Annotated in this window: 20 protein-coding genes; 14 read left to right on the top strand and 6 right to left on the bottom strand. The window is 67.2% G+C overall.

What is annotated here, in order from left to right; all coding sequences use genetic code 11:
- The first annotated feature begins 63 nt into the window (after positions 1 to 63).
- On the top strand, positions 64 to 423 hold the full coding sequence (locus tag SCH01S_RS12420) for a HesB/IscA family protein (RefSeq protein WP_046349137.1): 360 nt from the start codon (positions 64 to 66) through the stop codon (positions 421 to 423).
- Between the two features lie 145 nt (positions 424 to 568).
- Here SCH01S_RS12420 and SCH01S_RS12415 read toward each other — a convergent pair whose 3' ends face one another.
- The gene (locus SCH01S_RS12415) at positions 569 to 2,851 is read right to left on the bottom strand and encodes a S8 family peptidase (protein ID WP_046349136.1); all 2,283 of its coding nucleotides are present in this window, start codon (positions 2,849 to 2,851) and stop codon (positions 569 to 571) included.
- A 113-nt stretch (positions 2,852 to 2,964) separates the two neighbouring features.
- Here SCH01S_RS12415 and SCH01S_RS12410 point away from each other — a divergent pair, with 113 nt between their 5' ends.
- Both SCH01S_RS12410 and dapD read left to right on the top strand, forming a co-directional pair.
- Entirely contained in the window at positions 2,965 to 3,636 is a 672-nt protein-coding gene (locus SCH01S_RS12410) for a pyrimidine 5'-nucleotidase (RefSeq protein ID WP_046349135.1), read from the top strand.
- Complete coding sequence (gene dapD / locus SCH01S_RS12405) at positions 3,633 to 4,481, top strand: 2,3,4,5-tetrahydropyridine-2,6-dicarboxylate N-succinyltransferase (RefSeq protein ID WP_439645812.1); 849 nt, start codon at positions 3,633 to 3,635, stop codon at positions 4,479 to 4,481. The genes SCH01S_RS12410 and dapD overlap by 4 nt, the downstream gene beginning before the upstream one ends.
- A 497-nt stretch (positions 4,482 to 4,978) precedes the next feature.
- Here dapD and SCH01S_RS12400 read toward each other — a convergent pair whose 3' ends face one another.
- Together SCH01S_RS12400 and SCH01S_RS12395 are read right to left on the bottom strand one after the other, a co-directional pair.
- Complete coding sequence (locus SCH01S_RS12400) at positions 4,979 to 5,743, bottom strand: LytR/AlgR family response regulator transcription factor (protein ID WP_046349133.1); 765 nt, start codon at positions 5,741 to 5,743, stop codon at positions 4,979 to 4,981.
- 51 nt (positions 5,744 to 5,794) lie between these two features.
- Entirely contained in the window at positions 5,795 to 6,916 is a 1,122-nt protein-coding gene (locus SCH01S_RS12395) for a sensor histidine kinase (RefSeq protein ID WP_046349132.1), read from the bottom strand.
- Positions 6,917 to 7,200: 284 nt separating this feature from the next.
- Here SCH01S_RS12395 and SCH01S_RS12390 point away from each other — a divergent pair, with 284 nt between their 5' ends.
- Positions 7,201 to 9,252 (top strand): M13 family metallopeptidase, encoded by a 2,052-nt coding sequence (locus tag SCH01S_RS12390; protein ID WP_046349131.1) that lies wholly within the window; start codon positions 7,201 to 7,203, stop codon positions 9,250 to 9,252.
- A gap of 25 nt (positions 9,253 to 9,277) precedes the next feature.
- Here SCH01S_RS12390 and SCH01S_RS12385 read toward each other — a convergent pair whose 3' ends face one another.
- Entirely contained in the window at positions 9,278 to 10,069 is a 792-nt protein-coding gene (locus SCH01S_RS12385) for a crotonase/enoyl-CoA hydratase family protein (protein ID WP_046349130.1), read from the bottom strand.
- A complete protein-coding gene (locus tag SCH01S_RS12380; RefSeq protein ID WP_046349129.1) occupies positions 10,066 to 11,598 on the bottom strand; it encodes an acyl-CoA synthetase in 1,533 nt (510 codons plus the stop codon). The genes SCH01S_RS12385 and SCH01S_RS12380 overlap by 4 nt, the downstream gene beginning before the upstream one ends.
- A 136-nt stretch (positions 11,599 to 11,734) precedes the next feature.
- On the opposite strand from SCH01S_RS12380, the gene SCH01S_RS12375 reads away from it, so the two are divergent.
- Entirely contained in the window at positions 11,735 to 12,166 is a 432-nt protein-coding gene (locus SCH01S_RS12375) for a PaaI family thioesterase (RefSeq protein WP_245612257.1), read from the top strand.
- Positions 12,163 to 12,543 carry a PaaI family thioesterase gene (locus tag SCH01S_RS12370; protein ID WP_046349128.1) on the top strand — a complete coding sequence of 127 codons (381 nt, stop codon included), beginning with the start codon at positions 12,163 to 12,165 and terminating at the stop codon, positions 12,541 to 12,543. The genes SCH01S_RS12375 and SCH01S_RS12370 overlap by 4 nt, the downstream gene beginning before the upstream one ends.
- Before the next feature lie 156 nt (positions 12,544 to 12,699).
- On the opposite strand, the gene SCH01S_RS12365 is transcribed toward SCH01S_RS12370, so the two are convergent.
- Positions 12,700 to 13,488 (bottom strand): SDR family oxidoreductase, encoded by a 789-nt coding sequence (locus SCH01S_RS12365; RefSeq protein ID WP_046349127.1) that lies wholly within the window; start codon positions 13,486 to 13,488, stop codon positions 12,700 to 12,702.
- Between the two features lie 148 nt (positions 13,489 to 13,636).
- On the opposite strand from SCH01S_RS12365, the gene SCH01S_RS12360 reads away from it, so the two are divergent.
- From SCH01S_RS12360 to SCH01S_RS12325, 8 genes are all read left to right on the top strand, one after another.
- Positions 13,637 to 14,482 carry an SDR family NAD(P)-dependent oxidoreductase gene (locus SCH01S_RS12360; protein ID WP_046349126.1) on the top strand — a complete coding sequence of 282 codons (846 nt, stop codon included), beginning with the start codon at positions 13,637 to 13,639 and terminating at the stop codon, positions 14,480 to 14,482.
- A gap of 38 nt (positions 14,483 to 14,520) precedes the next feature.
- A complete protein-coding gene (locus SCH01S_RS12355) occupies positions 14,521 to 15,942 on the top strand; it encodes an MFS transporter (RefSeq protein WP_245612256.1) in 1,422 nt (473 codons plus the stop codon).
- 66 nt (positions 15,943 to 16,008) lie between these two features.
- The gene (locus SCH01S_RS12350) at positions 16,009 to 17,286 is read left to right on the top strand and encodes an acyl-CoA dehydrogenase family protein (protein WP_046349125.1); all 1,278 of its coding nucleotides are present in this window, start codon (positions 16,009 to 16,011) and stop codon (positions 17,284 to 17,286) included.
- The gene (locus tag SCH01S_RS12345; RefSeq protein ID WP_046349124.1) at positions 17,283 to 18,371 is read left to right on the top strand and encodes a Zn-dependent alcohol dehydrogenase; all 1,089 of its coding nucleotides are present in this window, start codon (positions 17,283 to 17,285) and stop codon (positions 18,369 to 18,371) included. The genes SCH01S_RS12350 and SCH01S_RS12345 overlap by 4 nt, the downstream gene beginning before the upstream one ends.
- Positions 18,368 to 19,441 carry a phosphotransferase family protein gene (locus SCH01S_RS12340; RefSeq protein WP_046349123.1) on the top strand — a complete coding sequence of 358 codons (1,074 nt, stop codon included), beginning with the start codon at positions 18,368 to 18,370 and terminating at the stop codon, positions 19,439 to 19,441. Before SCH01S_RS12345 ends, SCH01S_RS12340 begins: the two co-directional genes overlap by 4 nt.
- Positions 19,438 to 20,202 carry an SDR family oxidoreductase gene (locus SCH01S_RS12335; RefSeq protein ID WP_046349122.1) on the top strand — a complete coding sequence of 255 codons (765 nt, stop codon included), beginning with the start codon at positions 19,438 to 19,440 and terminating at the stop codon, positions 20,200 to 20,202. The genes SCH01S_RS12340 and SCH01S_RS12335 overlap by 4 nt, the downstream gene beginning before the upstream one ends.
- On the top strand, positions 20,199 to 20,990 hold the full coding sequence (locus SCH01S_RS12330) for an SDR family NAD(P)-dependent oxidoreductase (RefSeq protein WP_046349121.1): 792 nt from the start codon (positions 20,199 to 20,201) through the stop codon (positions 20,988 to 20,990). Before SCH01S_RS12335 ends, SCH01S_RS12330 begins: the two co-directional genes overlap by 4 nt.
- Before the next feature lie 139 nt (positions 20,991 to 21,129).
- Entirely contained in the window at positions 21,130 to 23,175 is a 2,046-nt protein-coding gene (locus SCH01S_RS12325; protein WP_046349120.1) for a 3-hydroxyacyl-CoA dehydrogenase NAD-binding domain-containing protein, read from the top strand.
- Positions 23,176 to 23,209: the final 34 nt, after the last annotated feature.

Here is a 23,209-nt window from a genome sequence, read left to right as displayed (position 1 = left end):
CGGCGTTCGGCTCGGGCCCTCCCCCGACCCCTCCCGCAAGCGGGAGGGGAGAAGGAAGGACGAATGACCACAGTCACCACCACCCGCGCCCGCCCGCAGGCGCTGATCCTGACGCCCGGCGCGGAGGCGCGGATTGCCGAGTTGATGGCGAAGGCGCCGGAGGGCGCGATCGGGGTCAAATTGTCGACGCCCCGGCGCGGCTGTTCCGGTCTCGCCTATTCGGTCGATTACGTGACCGAGGCGAAGCCGCTCGACGAGCGGATCGAGACGCCGGGCGGCACGCTGTTCGTCGACGGCGCGTCGGTGCTGTACCTGATCGGCAGCCGCATGGATTGGGTGGAGGACGACTTCACCGCCGGCTTCGTGTTCCAAAACCCGAACGCGAAAGGCAGCTGCGGCTGCGGGGAGAGCTTCACGGTTTGATCTCACCTGTCCCAGAGGGAGAGGTCGAGTCAGCGCGCAAGCGCTGACCGGGTGAGGGGATCGGGGGCCACGGGATGGTCCGTTACCCCTCACCCCGCTCGCGCCGCAGGCGCGAGTCGCCCTCTCCCTATGGGAGAGGGTCGAATCAGAAATCCACGCGCCAGCGGAGTGCCGCGCCGCGGTCGTCCGGGGCGGCGGCGAAATTGCCGGGATCGCGGCGCCAGAACAGGTTCGCGTCCATGCGGCCGCCGAGCAGCATGCGGGCGTAGCTTGCCTCCATATCGATTTCGCGGCCCGTCGGCGACAGGTTCAGCAGCTCGTCGGCATAGCCGACCGCGCCGGTCGCATAGTCATAGCTGGTCGGCAGGCGCAGGCCGAGGCCGCCGCTCGACACGCGCAGAGGCTGGGCGATGCGGAATGCGAATTGGTCGCCACGGCCGAGCACGCCTGTTTTTGCGACGTCAAAGCTGAAGGCGTTGCTGCGGATCGCGGTGCTACCGCTCATCAGGCCGCCCTGGGCAGCATGGGTCCAGCCCTGGCGCGCCGCGGCGGCCAGCGACCAGCCCGGGCCGAAGCGCCAGTCGGCTCGGAGGTCGGCGAACCAGGTCGCCGATGCGCCGCCGCCGAACAGCGGGCCGAAATGCGCGCCGAGCACGGTCCGGTCCTCGGTCAGGCGGGTGAGGCCGCCGCTCAGGCGCAGCCCGCCGAGGCGGCGGTCGGCGCCGAGGCTCATCAGCGAATACGGAGAGCGGAACCACGGATCGCGGGCGCCGGGCGTGCCCTGGTAGAGCAGCCCCTCGCCGCTTTCGGCGCTTGCGGTGACGCCCAATCGGCCGAAGCTGCGGCGCACCATCGCCACCCGCTGGCCTTGGCGGTCGAAGCCGAGCAGGTCGCCGGGGCCGCGCGCGACCAGGAATGCGGGCTCGGAACGGCCGACCAGCTGGCCGGCGACGCTTGCGCCGCTCTGGCCGAAGCCGAACGCGATGCTGGTCCGGGGATCGATGCGGCTGGCGATCATGCCGGCGGTCGCGCGGGCGCGCACCGCCTCGTTGCTGCTGAGCGACAGCCGGCGCACGGTCGCGCCGCCGGGCGTGTCGGCGATCGACACCGCGACCATCGTTCCGCCGGCCGCCAGCGAGGCGCCGCGGAACGACTGGCCCAGCGTGCCCGCTAGGCTGGAGCGCGGCTGGGCGCGCTGGATCGAGCGGGCGAAGTCGACCGCATAGGCGCGGCTGAAGCCGTCGAGGACGACCGCGCCCATGCCCTTTTGCGCGGCGTCGCCCATCGCCGGCGACAGAGACGCGCTGGTCGCGGCAAGATCGACCGCGACCTGGCTGCCCGCCAACGACGTGCTTCCGCGCGCGGCGAAGGCGCGGCCAATGTCGAGACCGCCGCGGCCATAAACGGGATCGGTGCCCGCCGCCCCCAGGTCGTCGGCGCTGTCGAACAGCAATTGCACGATCTGCGCGCCGGTCAGGTTCGGAAACGCCTGGGCGAGCAGCGCCACCGCGCCCGACACGAAGGGCGCCGAAAAGGAGGTGCCGGTCCAGATCAGATTGCTGGCATCGTGCTGATCGATGGCGCGGACGCCTTCACCCAGGGCCGTCAGATAGACGGCCGCGGCGCTGCCGGCGCGATTCGAAAAGCTCGAAATGGCCTTGTTGGCATCATAGGAGCCGGCGACGATCACCTGGCCGTGCGCGACCGGATCGGTCGCGATCAGGGCGAGCTGGCTCGGGTCGGCGGCGCTGTCGTTGCCGGCGGAGATCACGATCACCATGCCGGCGGCCGTCGCGCGCGAGATCGCGTTGCGGAGCGTCAGGTTGGCGGCGACGCCGCCCAGCGAGATGTTCGCCACGCGCGCGCCCTGGGTGACGGCGATATCGAGCGCACGCGCGATGTTGGTGTCGCTGTGCGAGCAATCGCCTTTGGTGCCGCAACTGCCGGGCGTGTCTGTCCTGAGCGCCAGCAGCGTTGCGTCGAACGCGGCGCCGTGAACCACGAAATCGTTCTTCGCGCCGAGCAGAACGTCCGCAACGGCGCTGCCATGGCCGGCATCATCGCCGAGGCCGCGACTGCCGGCGACATCCTGCGAGGCCGGCGAGATCCGGCCGACGAATTCCACGCTGTCGGGATTGACGCCGCTATCGATCACCGCCGCCGTCACGCCGCGCCCGGTGGAGCCGGCCTGGTAGGCCGGAATGGCGTTCGCCAGCCGCAGCCCCGTCGCGCGATTATATTCGGCGGTTTGGAAGTCGACCGGCGCCGGTGCCGGCGTCGGGGTGGGTGTCGGCGTGGGCACCGGAGCCGGCGTGGGGGCCGGCGCGGGAGGCGGAACCGAGCTGACGCCCCCGCCTCCGCCGCAGCCGGCCAGCACCAACAAGGCCATGACCAGGCCGGAAGGCCCGCACGCGATACGCTTACTCATCGAAAAACACCCCTGACCCAATTGCGTCGGCGGTAATGCGGCGGCGCTTGCGTTATGGTTAACGCGGTGGTGGCAATTTGCTGCCGGGCGGGCCCGCGGCTAGGGCGCACGCGATGCTGGCTGCGCTGCAACACGTCCGGAACTGGATCTTCGATCTGGACAACACGCTCTACCCGGCGTCGGCCGACCTGTTCGGGCTGATCGACCAGCGCATGACAACCTTCATCCAGACGCTGCTGGGACTGGACTGGACCGCTGCGCGCGCGCTCCAGAAGGATTATTTCCACGCCCACGGCACCACGCTGTCCGGGCTGATGGCCGAGCATGGCGTCGATCCACACCGGTTCCTGTCCTATGTCCACGACATCGAGATGGACGCGCTGACCGAGGACAGAAGGCTGGTCGAGGCGGTCGCGCGGCTGCCGGGACGCAAGCTGATCTTCACCAACGGCGCTGCCGATTACGCGCAGCGCGTGCTCGCCCGGCTGGGGCTGGGCACGAGCTTTGAAGCGATCCATGACATCCATGCCTGCGCCTATACGCCAAAGCCCCATCCGGATGCCTATCGTGTGATGGCGCAGGCGTTCGGAATCGACCCGGCCGAGTCGCTGTTCATCGAAGACATGGCGCGAAACCTGAAGCCCGCCAAGGCGATTGGGATGACGACGGTGTGGGTCAACAACGGATCCGAACAGGGGCGCGAGCCCGACGATCGCGCCTATGTCGATTATGAAGTGACCGACCTCGGCGAGTGGCTGCACCGGATATTGGGAGATGAGGAATGATGGAGCGCGGCGCGCTGGTCGATACGATCGAGGCTGCCTGGGACAGGCGCGACGAGGTCGGTCCGCAAACGGTCGGCGACACCCGCGCCGCGGTGGCGGAGGCGCTGAAGCTGCTCGACCATGGCCAAGCGCGCGTCGCGGAGCCCGATGGCCAGGGCGGCTGGCGCGTCAACCAATGGCTGAAGAAGGCGGTGCTGCTGTCGTTCCGGCTGCACGACATGGAGGTGATCCCCGGCGGACCGGGCACCGCCAGCTGGTGGGACAAGGTGCCGAGCAAATTCTCCGGCTGGAGCGCGACCGACTTTCGCGCGGCCGGCTTCCGTGCGGTGCCGGGCGCGGTCGTCCGCCAGGGCGCCTATGTGGCGCCTGGCGCGGTGCTGATGCCGAGCTTCGTCAACATCGGCGCCCACGTCGGCGAAGGAACGATGGTCGACACCTGGGCGACCGTCGGCAGCTGCGCGCAGATCGGCCGCAACGTCCATATTTCGGGGGGCGCCGGCATCGGCGGCGTGCTCGAGCCGCTTCAGGCCGGTCCGGTGATCATCGAGGACGGCGCGTTCGTCGGCGCGCGTTCCGAAGTCGCCGAAGGCGTGATCGTCGGCGAAGGCGCGGTGCTGTCGATGGGCGTGTATCTCGGCGCATCGACCAAGATCGTCGATCGCGCGACCGGCGAGGTCTTTATCGGCCGCGTGCCGCCGTTCGCGGTGGTGGTGCCGGGCAGCCTTCCCGGCAAGCCGCTGCCCGACGGCACGCCGGGCCCGTCGCTCTATTGCGCGGTGATCGTCAAGCGCGTCGACGCGCAGACGCGCGCCAAGACGGGCATCAACGAGCTGCTGCGGGACTGACGCCCGCGAAAGCCTAGCGCTGCTTGCTGCGCGCGTGCTCGCGCTCGATGCGGCGGCGGCGGCGCGCCTTCCAGGCGGTCTCGTAATAGATGACCGCGATGACCATAAGCCCACCGGCGCTCAGCAAGCCGAGGATGAGCAGAACCGATTCTTCCACGCTTTCCCTGTGTGCGACCCGAATTTTTGCTTCGACTACCGATTCGGGATGACCAGATCAACAAAGAGCCGGCCGCCGTTGGTCGTATTCGGGCGCGGGTTCGTCGACGGGCGCGCAGGTTCGTCAGCTTTTCTACCGCGACGGTCGAGTTCCCGATGCGCCGCGGCGCGCGCGCTCTATGGGGCGCCCTGCCGCTGATAGGCAGCGGCGCAACGCAAGGAGCAAGTCATGAAAGCACATGCTTTCCGCAGCACGGCGACCTGGCTCGCCGCGATGTTCGTCGGCACGATGTTCGTCGCCGCGACGACCTCGTTCGCCGGCATCGCTTAATAATGCGGGCTCAAGGAAGGCCCAGCTTTTCGGTCAACGTATCGATATAGCTGGGCCCCACCTGCACATGGGCGCCATCGTCGAGCACCAGCGTGAGGCTCCGATTAGCGCGGCGGACTTCCGCCACCTTTTCCGGCCGCACGAAGGCCGAGCGATGCACGCGCATCAGCCCCGTCCCGTCCAATTTCTCCTCCAGCGCCGACATCGTCGCGCGCAGCATGTGGCTGCGCGTGTCCGTGTGGAGCAGCACATAGTCGCGCGCCGCCTCGATCCAGCCGATCGCCAGGATCGGAACCCAGCGATGGCCATGCCGCTCCGGCACCCAAAAGCCTTCGTCGTCGCCGCGACCGCCATTCTTCGCGCGAAGATTCTCGACTTCCTCCAGCAGCTTGCCGCTGCGCTCCGCATGCTCGCGCAACTCGCGCCGGCGTTTCGCGCGCGTCACCGCCTGGCGCAGACGATCGAATCGCACCGGCTTCAGCAGATAATCGGCCGCGTCCACCTCGAAGGCGTCGGGCGCGTAATGCTCGTGGGCGGTGACGAAGATGATTTCGGGCCGCCGCTCCGGCTCCAGCGCCGCTGCGGTGCGCAAGCCGTTGCGGCCCGGCATCTGGATGTCGAGAATCACCAGGTCCGGCTGCAATTTCTCGATCTGCTCGAGCGCCATATCGCCGTCGGTCGCCTGACCGACAACGTCGACCTCGTCGATATCGGCAAATAATGTGCGCAGTCGATCAAGCGCCAGCGCCTCGTCGTCGACGACCAACACCCGCATGCCGCAACCCCCAATGCTTTGATGGCCTTATCGGACAGGAGAAGGTCGGGCTCAAGCCCCAGGATCGGCGTGCGCCGGCAGGCGGATCGTGGCCGCATAGCCGGGGTCGCGCGCGCCTGCGGCAAGCGAGGCCAAATCGCCGTACAGGGCACTCAGCCGCTGCCGGACATTCTGAAGGCCGACGCCGGTCCCACCGCTCGTCATCGCATTGCCGTTCGCACGGCCGTCATCCTCGACCGTGACGACCAGCTCGTCGTCCTCGCGCCGGCCGATCACCCGGATCACCACCGGCTCGAGCGACGGCGCGACGCCATATTTGATCGCGTTTTCGATCAGGGGCTGGAGCAGGAAGCTCGGGATCGGCACATGGCAGGCGTCGCTCGCGCAGTCGATCTCGACGTGCAGCCGGTCGCCGAAGCGGATCGATTCGATTTCCAGATAATCCTCGATCAGCGTCAGCTCCTGATCGAGCGGCACGAGCTCGGTCGGGTCGGACGCGAGCGAGGCGCGCAGAAAGCTCGACAATTTGTCGGTCATCAGCTCCGCTTCGTCGTTCCGCCTGGTGACGATCATCGCCGAGATCGCGTTCAGCGTGTTGAACAGGAAATGCGGGTTCAGCTGATAGCGCAGCGCCGCCAGCTGGGCGTGCTGGGCGGTCGAGAGCGCGTGCGCGAGCTCCTGCGCCTGGAGCACTTCGTGCCGGCGTGAGCTGACCAGGTGGAACAAGGCGACGTTGACGCCGAACACGCAGACGTAATTGAACGTCGCGCGATAGGCGCGGCTGAGGTCGGTGGGCAGATTTTCCCACGCCGTGTCGATCCGGTTGGCGACGAAGCCGGTGTAGATCAGGTCGAAACAGACCTGGACGACGGCTGCCGCCAGCACCGCCGCGGCAAGCGCAAATGCGCGGGGCATCAGGTTCCAGTCGCGCGTGCCGCGGAAGATCGCGAACAGCGGCAGTGCAAAGACCATCGAGATCACCAGCGTCACTTCATCGAGCGCGACGCTGGTCCAGCCCTCGCCGGCATGGCGTTCGAGGAAGATCGGCAGGTAGATGATGGCGACGAACGACCAGAGCGCGATCGTCAGCAGAATCGCTTCCCGCCATCCGGCTTCGCGGATGACCGGCTGAACGGGAGCCTCGGCAGACGGCGCGGATGCGATCAACGACATCCAGTCAGCCTGCAACACTGTTGCCAAAACGCGTCTGCCTCACTCGACTTCGGTAACGGGCCAAGATCGGACGCAGCTGTGCCGCACGCCACAGTCATGGGACAAAAACGACATGCGGCGCGACGAGCACGACACTGAACGCCGGAATCGCATGCCGCACCCATCGTGATTGCTCCCCTTCGTCATCCCGGGCTTGACCCGGGACCCACCTTCTCGTTCTTCCTACTTTCGACAGAAGAGCAAGGTGGACCCCGGATCAAGTCCGGGGTGACGAGGGAGGGCAAATGAGCAAAATTTTCCTGTTGGCGGCCGCCACTGTTTTGACAGCGCCTGCTTTCGCCGCGCCGCTGTACCAACCCTTCGGGCTCGACCTGACCGCCTTCGATAAGAGCGTGAAGCCGGGCGACGACTTCTTCCAATATGCGAACGGCGCCTATCTCGCGCGCACGACCATCCCCGCCGACCGACCGGCGGCCTCGCGACGGCTGGAGATGACCGACCGGATGGAAGCGAATCTCCACCAGCTGCTGGACCAGGCCGCGAAAGGCGTGTCGACGTCGCCCCGGACGGACGCGGAAAAGGTCGGCGCCTTCTATGCGTCGTTCATGGACGAAGCGCAGGCCGACCGGCTGGGCGCGGCGCCGCTGAAGCCGGAACTGGACGCGATCCGGGTCGCGCCCGACCGCGCCGCCCTCGCCCGGCTGATGGGCGAGGCGCCGAGCGGCCTCTACCCCGGCTTGTTCGGGATCTCCATCGACAGCGACCTGAAGGATCCGCGCCGCTACGCCGTCTATCTGAGCCAATCTGGGCTCGGGCTGCCGGATCGCGATTACTATTTGAAGCCGGAGCTGGTGGCGAAGAAAGACGCGTATCGCGCCTATGCGGCGAAGCTGCTGGCGCTCGCCGGCTGGCCCGAACCCGAGAAAGCGGCCGAGGCACTGGTCGCGTTCGAGACGCGGGTGGCGGACGCGAGCTGGACCAAGGTGCAGCAGCGGGACATCACGACGCAATACAATCCGATGGCGCCCGGCGCATTGGCCGGCTTTGCGCCCGGCTTCGACTGGGCGCCGTTCCTCGATCGGGCGGGCGTCGCGGGCAAACCGATGCTGGTGGTCGCCGAGAAATCGGCCTTCCCGAAGCTGGCGGCGATCTATGGCGAGACTCCGGTCGACACGCTGAAAGCCTGGATGGCCTTCCGCGCTGCCGATGCGGCCGCGCCTTACCTGTCCAAACCGTTCGTCGATGCGCATTTCGATTTCCGCCTGAAGCAGCTGACCGGCCAGGACCAGCAGCAGCCGCGCTGGAAACGAGGCGTGCGCGCGGTGGCCGGCGGCGATTGCGGGGCGGAGCCGGCGAGCTGCTTCGGCACGCTCAACTGGGCGGTCGGCGATCTCTATGCCCAGCGCTACTTCCCGCCGGCGACCAAGGCCAAGGTGACCGAGCTGGTCGGCAATCTGAAGCTCGCGATGCGCGGGCGGATCGAGCGGCTCGACTGGATGGGGCCGCAGACGAAGGCCGAGGCGCTAAAGAAGCTCGATACCTACACGATCAAGGTCGGCTATCCCGACACGCCCCAGCGCGATTATGCGGGCGTCGTGATCCGCCGCGACGACCTGCTCGGCAATGTCCGGCGCGCGGCGGCGAACGACTGGGCGTTCATGCTGAAGCGCAGCGCCGGCCCGGTTGACCGCGGCGCCTGGCTGATGACGCCGCAGACCAACGACGCCTATAACGGCTCCCTGCGCGATATCGTGTTTCCGGCGGGCATCCTGCAGGCGCCGATCTTCGACGCCGATGCCGATCCGGCGATCAATTATGGCGGGATCGGCGGCGTGATCGGCCACGAGCTGACCCACGGCTTTGACGACCAGGGCCGCAGCATCGATGCCGCCGGCGCGCTTCGCGACTGGTGGACGCCGGCGGACGCGGAAGCGTTCAAGGCGCGCGCCAAGATGCTGGGCGATCAATATGCGCAGTTCGAGCCGGTGCCCGGCTTCCACATCAATCCGGGCCTGACGATGGGCGAGAACATCGCCGATCTGGGCGGCCTCGCGATCGCGCTCGATGCCTATCACGCGTCGCTGAAAGGCAAGCCGGCACCCGTGATCGGCGGGCTGACCGGCGACCAGCGCGTGTTCCTCGGCTGGGCGCAGGCCTGGGCCGGCAAGATGACGCCCGACGCGATCAAGCAGATGACGGTCAGCGATCCGCACTCGTTCCGGAAATTCCGGGTGAACGGGCCCGTTCGGAACATCGACGCCTGGTACGCGGCCTTCGGCGTCCGGCCGGGCGACGCGCTGTATCTGGCGCCCGAGGACCGGGCGCGAATCTGGTGACGCGTGGGCTCTCTCGGCGGCCCGCTTACAGGTCGGTGAAATTCGGCGCGCGCTTTTCGATATTCGCCCGCACCGCCTCGATCTGGTTGGGTGTGCGGATCACGCCCGCCTGCTCGATGCTTTCGGCCATCAGCAAGGCTTCGGCGTCGTTCGCATAGGCATTGTACAGGCGCTTGGCGGCGCGCACCGCATCCGGGTTCCGCGCCGCGATCTGCCGTGCCAGTGCCATCGCCTCGGCGTGCGGATCGTCCGCCGTGCGCGTCGCGAAGCCGAGCCGCACCGCCTCTTCGCCGGAAAATTCGCGCGCGGTGTAGGTCAGCTCGCGCAGCACATCGTCGCGCACCAGCGTCCGCCACAAGGCAATGCCGGCCATGTCGGGGACCAGCCCCCATTTCATTTCCATGATCGACAGCCGCGTGTCGGGCCGGACCAGCCGCACGTCGGCGCCGGACATGATCTGGAACCCGCCGCCGAACGCGATGCCGTGCACGGCCGCGATCACGGGCACCGGCAGCTCGCGCCAGCCCCAGCCGACGTGCTGGAAAAGGTTGGCCGGCCCGTGGGTGCGGTCGCGCAGGTCCTTGCCCGCGCTCGCGCCGCCCGACGTCATCGAGCCCATGTCGAGCCCGGCGCAGAAGGCGCGGCCCTCGCCCGACAGCACGACCACGCGCAGGCCCTTCATCGCGCCGAGCTCCGCGATGGCGCTGGCGATCCCCTCGAACATCGCGGGATCGAGCGCGTTCATCTTGTCGGGCCGGTTCAGCCGGACATCGGCGATACCGGCTTCGAACGCGATCGTGACACGCTGGTCGCTCATACGATGCGGCTTTCCTTTCCCCAGTACCGATCGCGGATCAGGCGCTTGTAGAGCTTGCCCGTCGCGTGGCGCGGCAGTTCCTCAACGAAATCGATCCGCCGCGGCGTCTTCACGCCCGACAGGCTCTCCCGGCAGAAGGCGGTGAGCTCATCGGCAAGCGCCGGGCCGGCGGCAATCCCGGCCATCGGCTGCACGACGGCGACGACCTGCTCGCCCATTTCATCGTGCGGGGCGCCGACCACCGCCACGTCCGCGACCGACGGGTGGGTGACGAGATGGTTCTCGATCTCCTGCGGGTAGATGTTCACGCCGCCCGAGATGATCATGAAGCTCTTGCGGTCGGTCAGGTACAGATAGCCGTCCTCGTCGATCCAGCCGACATCGCCGAGCGTCGACCAGCCGTGGCGGTTGCGGCTCTCCGCCGTCCGCGCCGGATCGTTGTGATATTCGAACTGCCGCTCCGCCTCGAAGAAGACGAGGCCTTCCTGGCGCGGCGCCAGCGCGTCGCCGCCTTCGTCGCAAATGTGGAGCTTGGCCTCGCCGATGCAGCGGCCGACCGAGCCGGGCCGTTCCAGCCACTCCGTGGCCTTGATCGCGGTGAAGCCATTGCCTTCAGTGCCCGCATAATATTCGTCGATGACCGGCCCCCACCAGTCGATCATCGCGCGCTTGACTGGCACGGGGCACGGTGCCGCGGCGTGGATGGCGCACCGCATCGACGACACGTCGTGGCGCTGACGCACTGCGTCCGGCAGCTTCAGCATGCGCACGAAATGGGTGGGCACGAACTGGCCGGCGTTGCAGCGATAGCGCTCGATCGCGGCAAGCGCCGCTTCGGCGTCGAAATGGTGCATCAGCACCACGGTGCCGCCCAGCATCTGCACCGTCATCGTCCACGCAAGCGGGGCGGCGTGGTACAGCGGCGCGGTCGACAGATAGATGGTGTCCGGACCCAGGCCGAAGAACAGGTTCGCGATCATCGCCAGCGGCGTCGGCGCGTCGATCGCGGGATCGAGCGGCGGCGGCCGGCGAATTCCCTTAGGCCGGCCGGTCGTGCCGCTCGAATAAAGCATCGCCGCGCCGGCGCTCTCGTCGGGGACAGGCGTGTGAGGCTGCCGATCCAGCGCGGCCTCCACGGGCGCAAAGCCTGCAATCGAGCCGCCATGGCTGTAGCGCTGAATCGGCGCGGTCAGGGCATCCGCGACCTGACCGAGTGCCGCGCTCGCGACCATCAGTTGAGCGCCGCTGTCGGCGAGGATGTAATCGACCTCTGGCGCGGTCAGCTTCGACGAGACCGCGACGAACAGCAGGCCGCTCCGCTGCGCGCCCCAGACCAGCGCGAAGTAATCGGCCGTGTTCTCCATGAACAAGGCGACGCGGTCCCCCGGCCGCAGCCCTTCCGCGCGGAACCACTGCGCCGCCTGGTTGGAGCGGGCGTTCAGCTGGGCATAGCTGATCGCCTCCCCTGTCTCGGCGACGATGATCGCCGGCTTGTCGGGCGTGGCTTGCGCGTGGCGGACAGGGTGCATCAGGGGCCTCTCTCGTCATGCCGGACTTGGTCCGGCATCCACCTTCTTTTGCCGTAGGAGAGTAGAAGGTGGACCCCGGGTCAAGCCCACGGTGACGAGGATTGCTCTAACACGCCGGGCCAATTATCCCCGCCCGGTGCCCGTCGACAGCGCCTTCGATCCGGAACGCTTCGTCTCGACGCTCGCGTCGCGCGCGCATGGTGGGCTGCTCGGGCTGCGCTATATCGCGCACGGGGCCGATTGGTCGGAGCTGGCGATCGATTATTCGGAGCGGCTGATCGGCGACGAAGCCTCGGGCGTGCTCGCGTCCGGGCCGATCCTCGCGCTGATGGACATGGCGACCAGCATGGCGATCTGGATCCGGCAGCAGCGCTTTCGCGCCCAGGCGACGCTGGACCTGCGCGTCGACTATCTGCGCCCGGCGACGCCCGGCAAGGCCGTGATCGGCCGCGGCGAATGCTATCGCTTGACCCGCAGCGTCGCCTTCGTGCGGGGGCAGGCGCATGACGGCGACCCGGCCGACCCGGTCGCGCACGTCGCCGGCACCTATATGTTCACCAGCCCATGAAGCTGCCGCCCTATGCCGAGCTGTTGGGCCTGAGCGTCGCCGGCGAAGAGGCCGGAGCGCCGCTGCTGCTGATGCCGTTCGGCGTCGGCGTGATGGGCCGGCCCGGCTTCCTCCACGGCGGCGCGATCGGCGGGCTGCTGGAGATGGCAGCGTTCACCGCGCTCTATGCCCGCTTTCCGGACGAGGAACGGCCGCGGATCAAGCCGATCACCGTCACCGTCGATTTCATGCGCGGCGGCCGTGAGGCGGACACGTTCGCGATCGGCATCATTACGCGGCTCGGCACGCGGGTCGCGAATCTGGAGGCGGTTGCGTGGCAGGAGGATCGTGCCAAGCCAATTGCCGTGGCACGGATGAATGTGTTGCTGAGCAGATAGCCCCTCTCACTTGACGGGAGAGGGCGACTCGCGCGTCAGCGCGAGCGGGGTGAGGGTGGAGTGGCCACGCTCGCTGCGCGTCGCTCTGCACCCCTCACCCTCCCAAGCCTGCGGCTTGGGCCCCTCCCTCTCCCGCAAGGGGAGAGGGAGGGGCTGTTACGCATCGATGCTCACGCCCACCTTGGCGCTGACCAGGCCGCCGTCGACGGTCAGCGTCTCGCCCACGACATAATCCCCCGAGCGCGCGGCCAGGTACAAAGCCGCCGCGGCCATGTCTTCCGGGACGCCGATCCGTTTTGATGGGATCGACTTCGCCACCATGTCGCCATGGTCGCGTGCGGCGCGGTTCATCTGGCTCGGGAAGGCGCCGGGCGCCAGCGAGGTGACGACGATATTGTCCTCGATCAGCCGCGCCGCCATCCGCTTCGTCAGGTAGATCAGCCCGGCCTTGGAGGCGTGATAGCTGTAGGTCTCCCACGGGTTCAGCCGCTGGCCGTCGATCGAGGTGATGTTGATGACCTTGGCCGGGTTGCCCGTCGCGGCGCCGGCCTTCAGCAGCCCGTGCAGCGCTTGCGTCAGGAAGAAGGGCGATTTGAGGTTCAGGTCCATGACCTTGTCCCAGCCCTTTTCGGGGAACTGGTCGAACGGCTCGCCCCAGGCGGTGCCCGCATTGTTGACGAGGATGTCGAGCTTTTGCTCATGTTCGCGCAGCTGTTCGGCGAGCGCGCGGCAGCCGGCGACCGTCGACACGTCCTGCGGCAGTGCAACGCAGTTCGGGCCCAGCTCCTCGGCGGTCGCGAAGCAATCCTCGGCCTTGCGCGCCGAAATATAGACCTTCGCGCCCTGGGCGATGAAGCCTTCGGCGATCCACTTGCCGATGTTGCGCGAGCCGCCGGTGACGAGCGCGATCCGGCCATCGAGCCGGAACCAGGAGGCGATGTCCATTGGGCCTTCTCCTTCAGTGATTGCCTGCCGGTTTCGGCGGATCAGCCCCCTCTCGCAAGCCTCCTGTGGCGAAGCGGCCCTGCCGTAGCGTCGTTGACGGCCCTTTCCGCCCGCCTATGCTCCCTTTCCAGAACACAAGGAGAGGCGGATGCGATTCAGCGGCAAAGTCGCGGTCGTGACGGGCGCGGCGTCGGGCATCGGTCGGGCGACCGCGCTGCGCTTTGCCGAGGAAGGCGCGACGGTCGTCGCCGGCGATATCGACGAAGCCGGCGGGCAGGAGCTGGCGGACACATCGAACGGCCGCATTCGCTTTCGCCGCACCGATGTGACCAGCGAAGCCGATATCGTCGCCCTGCTCGACGCGGCGGCGGAACTGGGCGGCCCCGACATTCTGTTCAACAATGCCGGCGCAGGCGGCCAGCGCGCGAAGATCGACGAAATCGACGCGGCCGGCTGGGACCGGACGATGGACCTGCTGCTGCGTTCGGTCGCGCTCGGCATCCGTTATGCGGCGCCGCTGATGGCGAAGAAAGGCGGCGGTGCGATCGTCAACACCGCGTCCGTGGCGGCGCTCGCCTCGGGCGCGGCGCCCACGCCCTATTCGGTCGCGAAGGCCGGCGTGCTGCACCTGACCAGGCTTGCCGCCGCAGACCTGGCGAAGGACCGCATCCGGGTGAACGCGGTGCTGCCCGGCTTCATCGCGACCAACATCTTCGCCTCCGCGATCGGGCTGGAAGGCGAAGCGCGCGACAAGGCGAATGCGCTGATCCAGGGCGTCGGCCAGCAGGCCCAGCCGGTGCAGCGTGCCGGCCGGGCGGAAGACATCGCCGCCGCGGTCTGCTTTCTCGCCAGCGACGATGCGAGCTTCGTCAACGGCACGCATCTGCTGGTCGACGGCGGCTTGTCGGTCGGCCCCCGCCACAGCTGGGACCCGAACACGCCCGGCCTGTTCGAAGCGCTCGCGGCGCTGGCGCCGACGGGAGCGGCGGAATGACCGCGCAACTCGCTCGGGCCGAGCGAGGAGGTGCGGCCGTGAACTCGGTGCGCGTCCCCCTTTCCACCAAGCTGTCCTACGGCCTGGGCGCGGTCGCGTATGGCATCAAGGACAACGGTTTTTCCGTCTTCCTGCTGCTGTTCTACAATCAGGTCGTCGGGCTGCCGGCGGAGCAGGTCGGCTTCGCGATCATGATCGCGCTGTTCGTCGACGCCTTCGTCGATCCGGCGATCGGGTCCTTGAGCGACCGCACCCATACGCGGATCGGCCGCCGCCATCCATGGCTCTACGGCTCGGCACTGCCGATTGCCTTGAGCTGGGTGCTGCTGTGGAATCCGCCGCAAGCCGGGACCGCCGCGACGCTCGGCTACCTGGTGGTGATCGCGATTCTGGTTCGCGCCGCGATCTCGACCAACGAAGTGCCATCGGCGGCGATGGTGCCGGAGCTGACGCGCGACTATCACGAGCGCACTGCCGTGATCCGCTACCGCTATGTGTTCGGCTGGGCGGGCGGGCTCGCGATGCTGATGCTCGCCTATGGCTATCTGCTGCGGCCGCCGACGGGCCCCGGCGCCGGACCGGGCTATCACAATTATGGTGTCGTCGGCGCAGTCGTGATGATGGTGAGCGTGCTCGCCTCGGCGATCGGCACGCACAAGCGCCTCGCGCACCCGCCGCGGGCGCGGATCGAGACACTGCCGGTCGGCAAGGAAATCCGCGCGATCCTGTCGACGCTCAGCAATCGCGCGTTCGTGCTGCTGATCGCGGCGGGGGTCTTCGCCTATATCAACCAGGGCATCGCGTTCGCGATGTCCAACTATCTCCTGGGTTTCGTCTGGCTGTTCCGGCCGATGGATTTCCTGACCTATTCGATCTGCCTGTTCGGGGGCGTGCTGCTGGCATTCTTCATCGTCACGCCCACCGCGCGCGCATTCGGCAAGCGCGGCGGCGCGGCGATCATGACATTGCTGTCGGTCTTATTCACGACGACGCCCTATTGGCTGCGGCTGGCGCGACTTTTCCCGGAGCCTGGCGACCCGCTGCTGCTGCCGTTGCTGCTGACGATGGTCAGCCTCGGAACCGCGTTCGGCGTGTGCGTGATGATGCTGATCGGATCGATGATCGCCGACGTGGTCGAGGCGTCGGAAGAGAGCAGCGGCAAGCGCGAGGAAGGGCTGTTCTATGCCGGCGGCCTGTTCATGCAGAAGTGCACCTCGGGCCTTGGCATCTTCGCGTCGGGCATCCTGCTGTCGGTCGCAGGCTTCCCCGCCAAGGCGGTTCCGGGCAAGGTGCCGATCGACGTGCTCGACCGACTCACCGGCTTCGTCGCAGGTCTGACGGTCGTGATCGCGCTTGTGTCGTCGTGGCTGTTCACGCGCTTTCCGATCAGCAAGGCCGATCATGACGCGCGACTGGCCAAGCTTGCCGTAGCGTCCGCTGAGAGTGGCGGAAAAGCGTGAGTTTTTGGGGCTGGAAAGCCCCGTCAATCGCTGCCTAGAAGGCCTGGCACAGACCCGGAGAGCATCATGGATTTCGACCTGACCGAACGCCAGACCTATTGGCGGGATCGCGTCCGCGACTTCATCGAAACCCATGTCCGGCCGCGCAACCCGGATTACTACGCGCAGCAAAGCGAAGGCGATCGCTGGAAGGTCCTGCCGGTGATCGAGGAAGAGAAGAAGCGCGCCAAGGCGGCGGGCATCTGGAACCTGTTCATGCCGCCCGGCTCCGGCCGCCCGCATGTCGATGACAGCTTCGAGTTTGAAGGGCCGGGCCTCACCAATCTTGAATATGCGCTGTGCGCCGAGGAAATGGGCCGGGTCGGCTGGGCATCCGAGGTGTTCAACTGCTCCGCGCCCGATACCGGCAACATGGAGGTGTTCCACCGCTATGGCACGCGCGAGCAAAAGGAGCAGTGGCTCCGTCCGCTGATGAACGGCGAGATCCGCTCCGCTTTCCTGATGACCGAACCGGCGGTGGCCTCGTCGGACGCGACCAACATCGAGACGCGGATTGAGCGCGACGGCGATCATTATGTGCTGAACGGCCGCAAATGGTGGTCGTCGGGGGCCGGTGATCCGCGTTGCAAGGTCGCCATCGTGATGGGCAAGAGTGATTTCGAGGCGCAGCGCCACGCCCAGCAATCGATGATCCTGATGCCGCTGGACGCACCGGGCGTGACCATCCTCCGGCACCTGAACGTGTTCGGCTATGACGACGCGCCGCATGGGCATATGGAGATCGAGCTGAAGGACGTGCGGGTGCCGGTCGAGAACATGCTGCTCGGCGAAGGACGCGGGTTCGAGATCGCGCAGGGCCGCCTTGGACCGGGCCGCATCCATCACTGCATGCGAACGATCGGCGTCGCCGAGGAAGCGCTGGAGAAGATGTGCAAGCGCCTGCTCTCCCGCGTCGCGTTCGGCAAGGCGATCGCCGAGCACAGCGTCTGGGAACAGCGCGTCGCGGAGGCGCGGATCGACATCGAGCTGAACCGCCTGCTCTGCCTGAAGGCGGCCGACATGATGGACAAAGCCGGCAACAAGGCCGCGCAGGGCGAGATCGCGATGATCAAGGTCTCGGCCCCGCGCATGGCGCTGCGCATCATCGACGACGCGATCCAGGCGTTCGGCGGCGCCGGCGTCTCCGACGATCCGGGCCTCGCGAAGATGTATGCCGGCATCCGCACGCTCCGCCTCGCCGACGGGCCGGACGAGGTCCACAACCGTGCGATCGCTCGGCTCGAGTTCGGCAAATATGGCGGCAGGGAAGCGATCGCCGCCGCTAAGGCGACGGCAGCGCGATGAAGGCCGCAGTCCTTTCGCAGGCAAAGACGCCGCTGACCATCGAAGAGGTGCTGGTCTCCAAGCCCGGCCCGCACGAGGTGCTGATCCGCACCGCGGCGTGCGGCGTGTGCCGGTCCGACCTGCATTTCGTCGACGGCGCCTATCCGCATGCAATGCCCTGCATCCCGGGCCATGAAGCAGCAGGCATCGTCGAGCAGGTCGGCTCCGAAGTGACGACGGTGAAGCCCGGCGATGCGGTCGTGACCTGCCTCAGCGCCTTTTGCGGACATTGCGAGTTCTGCGTGACCGGCCGCATGTCGCTGTGCCTGGGCGGCGATACGCGGCGCAAGGCGGGCGAGCCGCCGCGCCTCACTTTCCCCGACGGCACGCCGGTCAACCAGATGCTGAACCTGTCGGCCTACGCCGAGCAGATGCTGATCCACGAGCACGCCTGCGTGCGGATCGACCCCGAGATGCCGCTCGACCGCGCCTGCGTGATCGGCTGCGCGGTGACGACCGGCGCGGGTGCGGTGTTCAACGCCGCCGACGTGACGCCCGGCGAGACCGTCGCGGTGGTCGGCTGCGGCGGCGTCGGCCTCGCCGTCGTGAACGCCGCGAAGATCGCCGGCGCCGGGCGGATCATTGCCGTCGATCCGGTGCCCCAGAAGCGGGAGATCGCGAAGAAATTGGGCGCGACCGATGCCGTGGACGCGACCTCCGAGACCGCGGTCGCCGAGATCGTCGAACTGACGAGGGGCGGCGTCGATCATGCGATCGAGGCGGTCGGGCGGCCGCAGTCCGGCGAGCTCGCCGTCAAGGTCCTGCGCCGCGGGGGGACGGCGACGATCCTGGGCATGATGCCGCTGACGCACCAGACCGGCCTTTCCGCGCTCGACCTGCTTTCGGGCAAGAAGCTGCAGGGCGCGCTGATGGGCGCCAACCGCTTCCCGGTCGAGATTCCGCGGCTGGTCGATTTTTACATGCGGGGAATGCTCGACCTCGACACGATCATCGCCGAGCGTGTGCCGCTGACCGAGATCAACCACGCGTTCGACCAGCTGCGGAAGGGCGACACCACCCGCTCCGTGATCGTGTTCGACGCATGACGCAGCCCAACGCCCAGGCGACCATGGTCGGCACCATGCCGGTGCCGGAAAAGGACCGGCTGGACGAAGCGCGGCTGACCGCATGGCTGGAGGCGAATGTCGAGGGCTTTGCGGGCCCGATCGCTCTCTCCCGCTTCAAGGGCGGCCAGTCGAACCCGACCTATCGGATCGACACGCCGGGGCAGGCCTATGTGCTGCGCCGCCAACCGTTCGGGCCGCTGCTGCCGTCCGCCCATGCCGTGGACCGCGAATATCGCGTGCAGGCGGCGCTCTACCCGACCGGTTTTCCCGTCGCCCGGCCCTATGGCCTGTGCACCGACCGCGACGTCATCGGCTCGATGTTCTACATCATGGGCCTCGCCGACGGCCGGAACCTGTGGGACGGATCGCTGCCCGGCTACACGCCCGACCAGCGCCGCGGCATTTATTACGCGATGATCGACACGCTCGCGCGGCTGCACAACACCAATCATGTGAGCGTAGGGCTCGGCGATTACGGCAAGCCGGGCAATTATTTCGAGCGCCAGGTCGCGCGCTGGACCAAGCAGTACAAGGCAAGCGAGACCGAGACGATCCCGGAGGTGGACCGGCTGATCGAATGGCTGCCGAGGACAGTCCCCGCGCAAGATCGGGTGTCGATCGTTCACGGCGACTATCGCATCGACAACATGATCTTCGCGCATGACGAGGACCGTGTGATCGCGGTGCTCGACTGGGAATTATCGACGCTTGGCGATCCGCTCGCCGATTTCTCATATTTCCTGATGAACTGGGTGACCGAGCCGGAGGGCCGATCCGGCGTGAAGGGCCTGGATTATGAGGCACTTGGCATCCCGACCCTCAACCAGGCGGTCGAGCGCTATTGCGCGGCGACCGGGCGGGAAGGCGTGCCGGACCTGAACTGGTATTTCAGCTATAACCTGTTCCGCCTGACCGGCATCGTCCAGGGCATCAAGAAGCGGATCGTTGACGGCACCGCCGCCTCGGCCCAGGCCGAAGCGACGGCCGCGCGTGTCCCTGGCCTCGCCGCAGCGTCCTGGCATTTCGCGCAACTCGCGGGGGCATCATGAGCACATTGTTCGACCTGACCGGCAAGACCGCGATCATCACCGGATCATCGCGCGGGATCGGCAAGGCGGTCGCCGAGCGAATGGCGGAGCACGGCGCGAACGTCGTCGTGTCCAGCCGCAAGCAGGACGCCTGCGACGCCGTGGCTGCGGAGATCAACGCCCGCTATCCCGGCAAGGCCATCGCGGTAGCCGCCAACATTTCCGACAAGGCCGGGCTGCAGCATCTGGTGGACGAGACACGCCGCGCGTTCGGCGACATCCACATCCTCGTCTGCAACGCCGCCTCCAATCCTTATTATGGGCCGCAGGAAGGGATAGCGGACGAGCAGTTCCGCAAGATCCTCGACAACAATATCGTCTCGAACCACTGGCTCATCTCCATGGTCGCGCCGGAGATGCGGGCGCGCAAAGACGGCGCGATCGTCATCATCTCCTCGATCGGCGGCCTGCGCGGCACGCCGGTGATCGGCGCCTATGCGATCTCAAAGGCCGCGGACATGCAGCTCGCCCGCAACCTCGCGCATGAATTCGGGCCGGACAATGTCCGCGTGAACTGCATCGCGCCGGGCCTGATCAAGACCGACTTCGCCCGCGCCTTGTGGGAAAATCCGGAGACGCTGAAGCGCTCCACCCAGGGCGCGCCCTTGAAGCGGATCGGCGAGCCCGATGAGATCGCCGGCGCCGCCGTGTTCCTCGCTGCACCGGCCGGATCGTTCATGACCGGCCAGACGATCGTGATCGACGGAGGACAGACGATATGAGGCTGGCGGGCAAGGTCGCGATCATCACCGGCGCGGGCTCCGGCATCGGCCGCGCCACCGCCCGCCGCTTCGCGGCCGAAGGTGCGAGGCTGGTCATCGGCGACAAGAGCGACGGCGTTCACGAAACGGCGGCGATGATCGGCGGCGACGGCGTGGTCGCGGTGCAGATGGACGCCGGCTCCGAACCCGATGTGCAGCAGCTGGTCGCGACCGCGGTCGATCGCTTCGGCGGGCTCGACATCGCCTATGCCAATGCCGGGATTTCGGGCGGCCTGACCGGCATCTTCGATCACAGCGTCGAGGAATGGCAGAACATCCTGCAGGTGAACCTGATAGGCCCGTTCCTGATCATCAAGCACGCGGCGCCGAAGATGATCGAGCGCGGCAAGGGCTCGATCATCTGTACGGCCAGCGTCGCCGGCATCCGCTCGGGCGCTGGCTGTCCCGCCTATTCGGCGTCAAAGGCGGGCGTGATCAACCTGGTGAAGACCGCCGCCCAGCAACTTTCGGCGACGAACGTCCGCGTCAACGCGATCTGCCCCGGCCTGATCCAGACCGGCATGACCCAGCGCGCGTTCGACTATGCGGCGGACAAGGGCGTCACCGACAAGATCGGCCGCCTGAACCCGCTCCGCCGCGCCGGCCAGCCCGAGGAGATCGCCAACATGGCGCTGTTCCTCGCGTCCGACGAAGCCAGCTACGTCAACGGCCAGGCCATCGCCGTCGATGGCGGCTTGTCCAGTTCCCATCCCGTGACACGTCAGGAGACGGGCAAGACGGCGGCTTAGAAGACTTAAGATGCTGACACCCTCACCCGGTTCGGGCTGAGCTTGTCGAAGCCCTCCCTTCCTTTCTTTCTTTGATAGATAAAAAGAACAAGGGAGGCCTTCGACAAGCTCAGGCCAAACCGAGTTTAAGGAGCTTGAAATGACGAATTCAAATCCCAGCCCCATCACAACGCAAGTCCGCGACGGCATCCTGATCGTCACCTCGAACAACCCGCCGGTGAACGCGCTCGGCGCCGCGGTGCGGCAGGGGCTGGCGGCGGCAATCGACCAGCTCGAAGGCGACGACGAGCTGAAGGCGGCGGTGATCCGTTGCGACGGGCGGACCTTCTTCGCCGGCGCCGACATCACCGAGTTCGGCAAGCCGCCGGTCGAGCCGATGCTGCCGGCGGTCGTCGACAAGATCGAGGCGAGCCGGAAGCCGGTCGTCGCGGCGATTCACGGCACGGCGCTGGGCGGGGGTCTCGAAGTCGCGCTCGGCTGTCACTACCGCGTCGCCGTTCCCTCGGCGAAGCTCGGTGTGCCCGAAGTGAAGCTCGGCCTGCTCCCCGGCGCGGGCGGCACGCAGCGCCTGCCCCGCGTTGCCGGCATCGAGGCAGCCGCGGAGATGTGCGCGACCGGCAATCCGGTCAGTGCGAAAAAGGCGGCCGAGGTCGGGCTGGTCGACAAGCTCGCGGCCGAGGATTCGCTGCTGGAAGACGCGCTCGGCTTTGCCAAATCCATGGTCGGCACCGAGCCGCGCCGCTCGCGCGAGATGCCGGTGCATGGCGATCCCGCCTTCATCCAGACATTCGCGACCGACAACGCCAAGCGCTTCCGCGGCTTCGATGCGCCGGCCGCAAACCTGCGCTGCGTCCAGGCCGCGGTCGAGCTGCCGTTCGACGAAGGCATCCGCTTCGAGCGCCAGGAATTCATGAAGCTGATGATGGGCACGCAATCGGCTGCCCAGCGCCATATCTTCTTCGCCGAGCGCCAGGCCGCCAAGATCGACGGCATTCCCGAAGACATCCAGCTCCGCCCGATCAAAAAGGTCGGCGTGATCGGCGCCGGCACAATGGGCGGCGGCATCTCGATGAACTTCCTTCAGGCCGGCATCCCGGTGACGATCGTCGAGGCGGCGCAGGAGAATCTCGATCGCGGCACCGGCCTCATCCGCAAGAATTACGACGCGTCGGCTGCCAAGGGCCGGTTCAAGCCCGAACAGGTCGACCAGATGATGGGCCTGCTCACGCCCACATTGGAGCTCGAAGCGCTCGCCGATTGCGATCTGATCATCGAGGCGATCTTCGAGAATATGGATGTGAAGAAGGAGATGTTCACGCGCCTGGACAAGATCGCGAAGCCCGGCGCGATCCTTGCCTCCAACACTTCCTATCTCGACGTCAACGAAATCGCGGCGGTCACCAGCCGGCCGCAGGACGTGCTCGGCATGCACTTCTTCTCGCCCGCCAATGTGATGAAGCTGCTGGAGGTGGTGCGCGGCGACAAGACCGCGCCCGACGTGCTGGCGACCGCGATGGCGATCGCCAAGAAGATCGGCAAGGTCGCGGTGGTCGCGGGCGTGTGCGACGGCTTTATCGGCAACCGGATGCTGAAGCCTCGCCAGGTCGAGGCGATGAAGCTGTTGATGGAAGGCGCGACGCCCGAACAGATCGACAAGGTCCATGTCGATTTCGGCATGCCGATGGGGCCGTTCCAGATGTCCGATCTCGCCGGCGTCGATATCGGCTGGCACCGTGATCCGAACCGGATCGAGAATGTCCGCGACGCGCTCTGCGCCAAGGGCCGCTGGGGCCAGAAGACCGGCAAGGGCTTCTACGATTACGACGAGAAGCGCCGGCCGACGCCCAGCGCGGAGGTGCAGGCGATCCTCGACGAATTCGCCGCCAAATCCGGCACCGCCAAGCGGGAGATCAGTGACGAGGAGATCGTCGAGCGCACGCTCTACCCGATGGTCAACGAAGGCGCGCTGATCCTGGAAGAAGGCGTGGCCCAACGCGCGTCCGACATCGATGTGGTGTGGATCTACGGCTATGGCTGGCCGGTCTATCGCGGCGGCCCGATGTTCTGGGGCGACATCGAAGGCAATGACAAGATCGTCGCGGGGCTGGAGAAGCACGGCTTCGAAGTCGCAAAACTGCTGAAGGAAAAGGCGGAGAAGAAGGAACGGTTCACGCGGCCGGTTTGACTTTAAACCCTCTCCCTGCAGGGGAGAGGGTCGA

The sequence above is a fragment of the Sphingomonas changbaiensis NBRC 104936 genome, assembly GCF_000974765.1.
Taxonomy (GTDB): domain Bacteria; phylum Pseudomonadota; class Alphaproteobacteria; order Sphingomonadales; family Sphingomonadaceae; genus Sphingomonas_B; species Sphingomonas_B changbaiensis.
The sequence above is the reverse complement of the archived record's forward strand: the minus strand, read 5'-3'. Positions and strand labels throughout refer to the sequence as shown.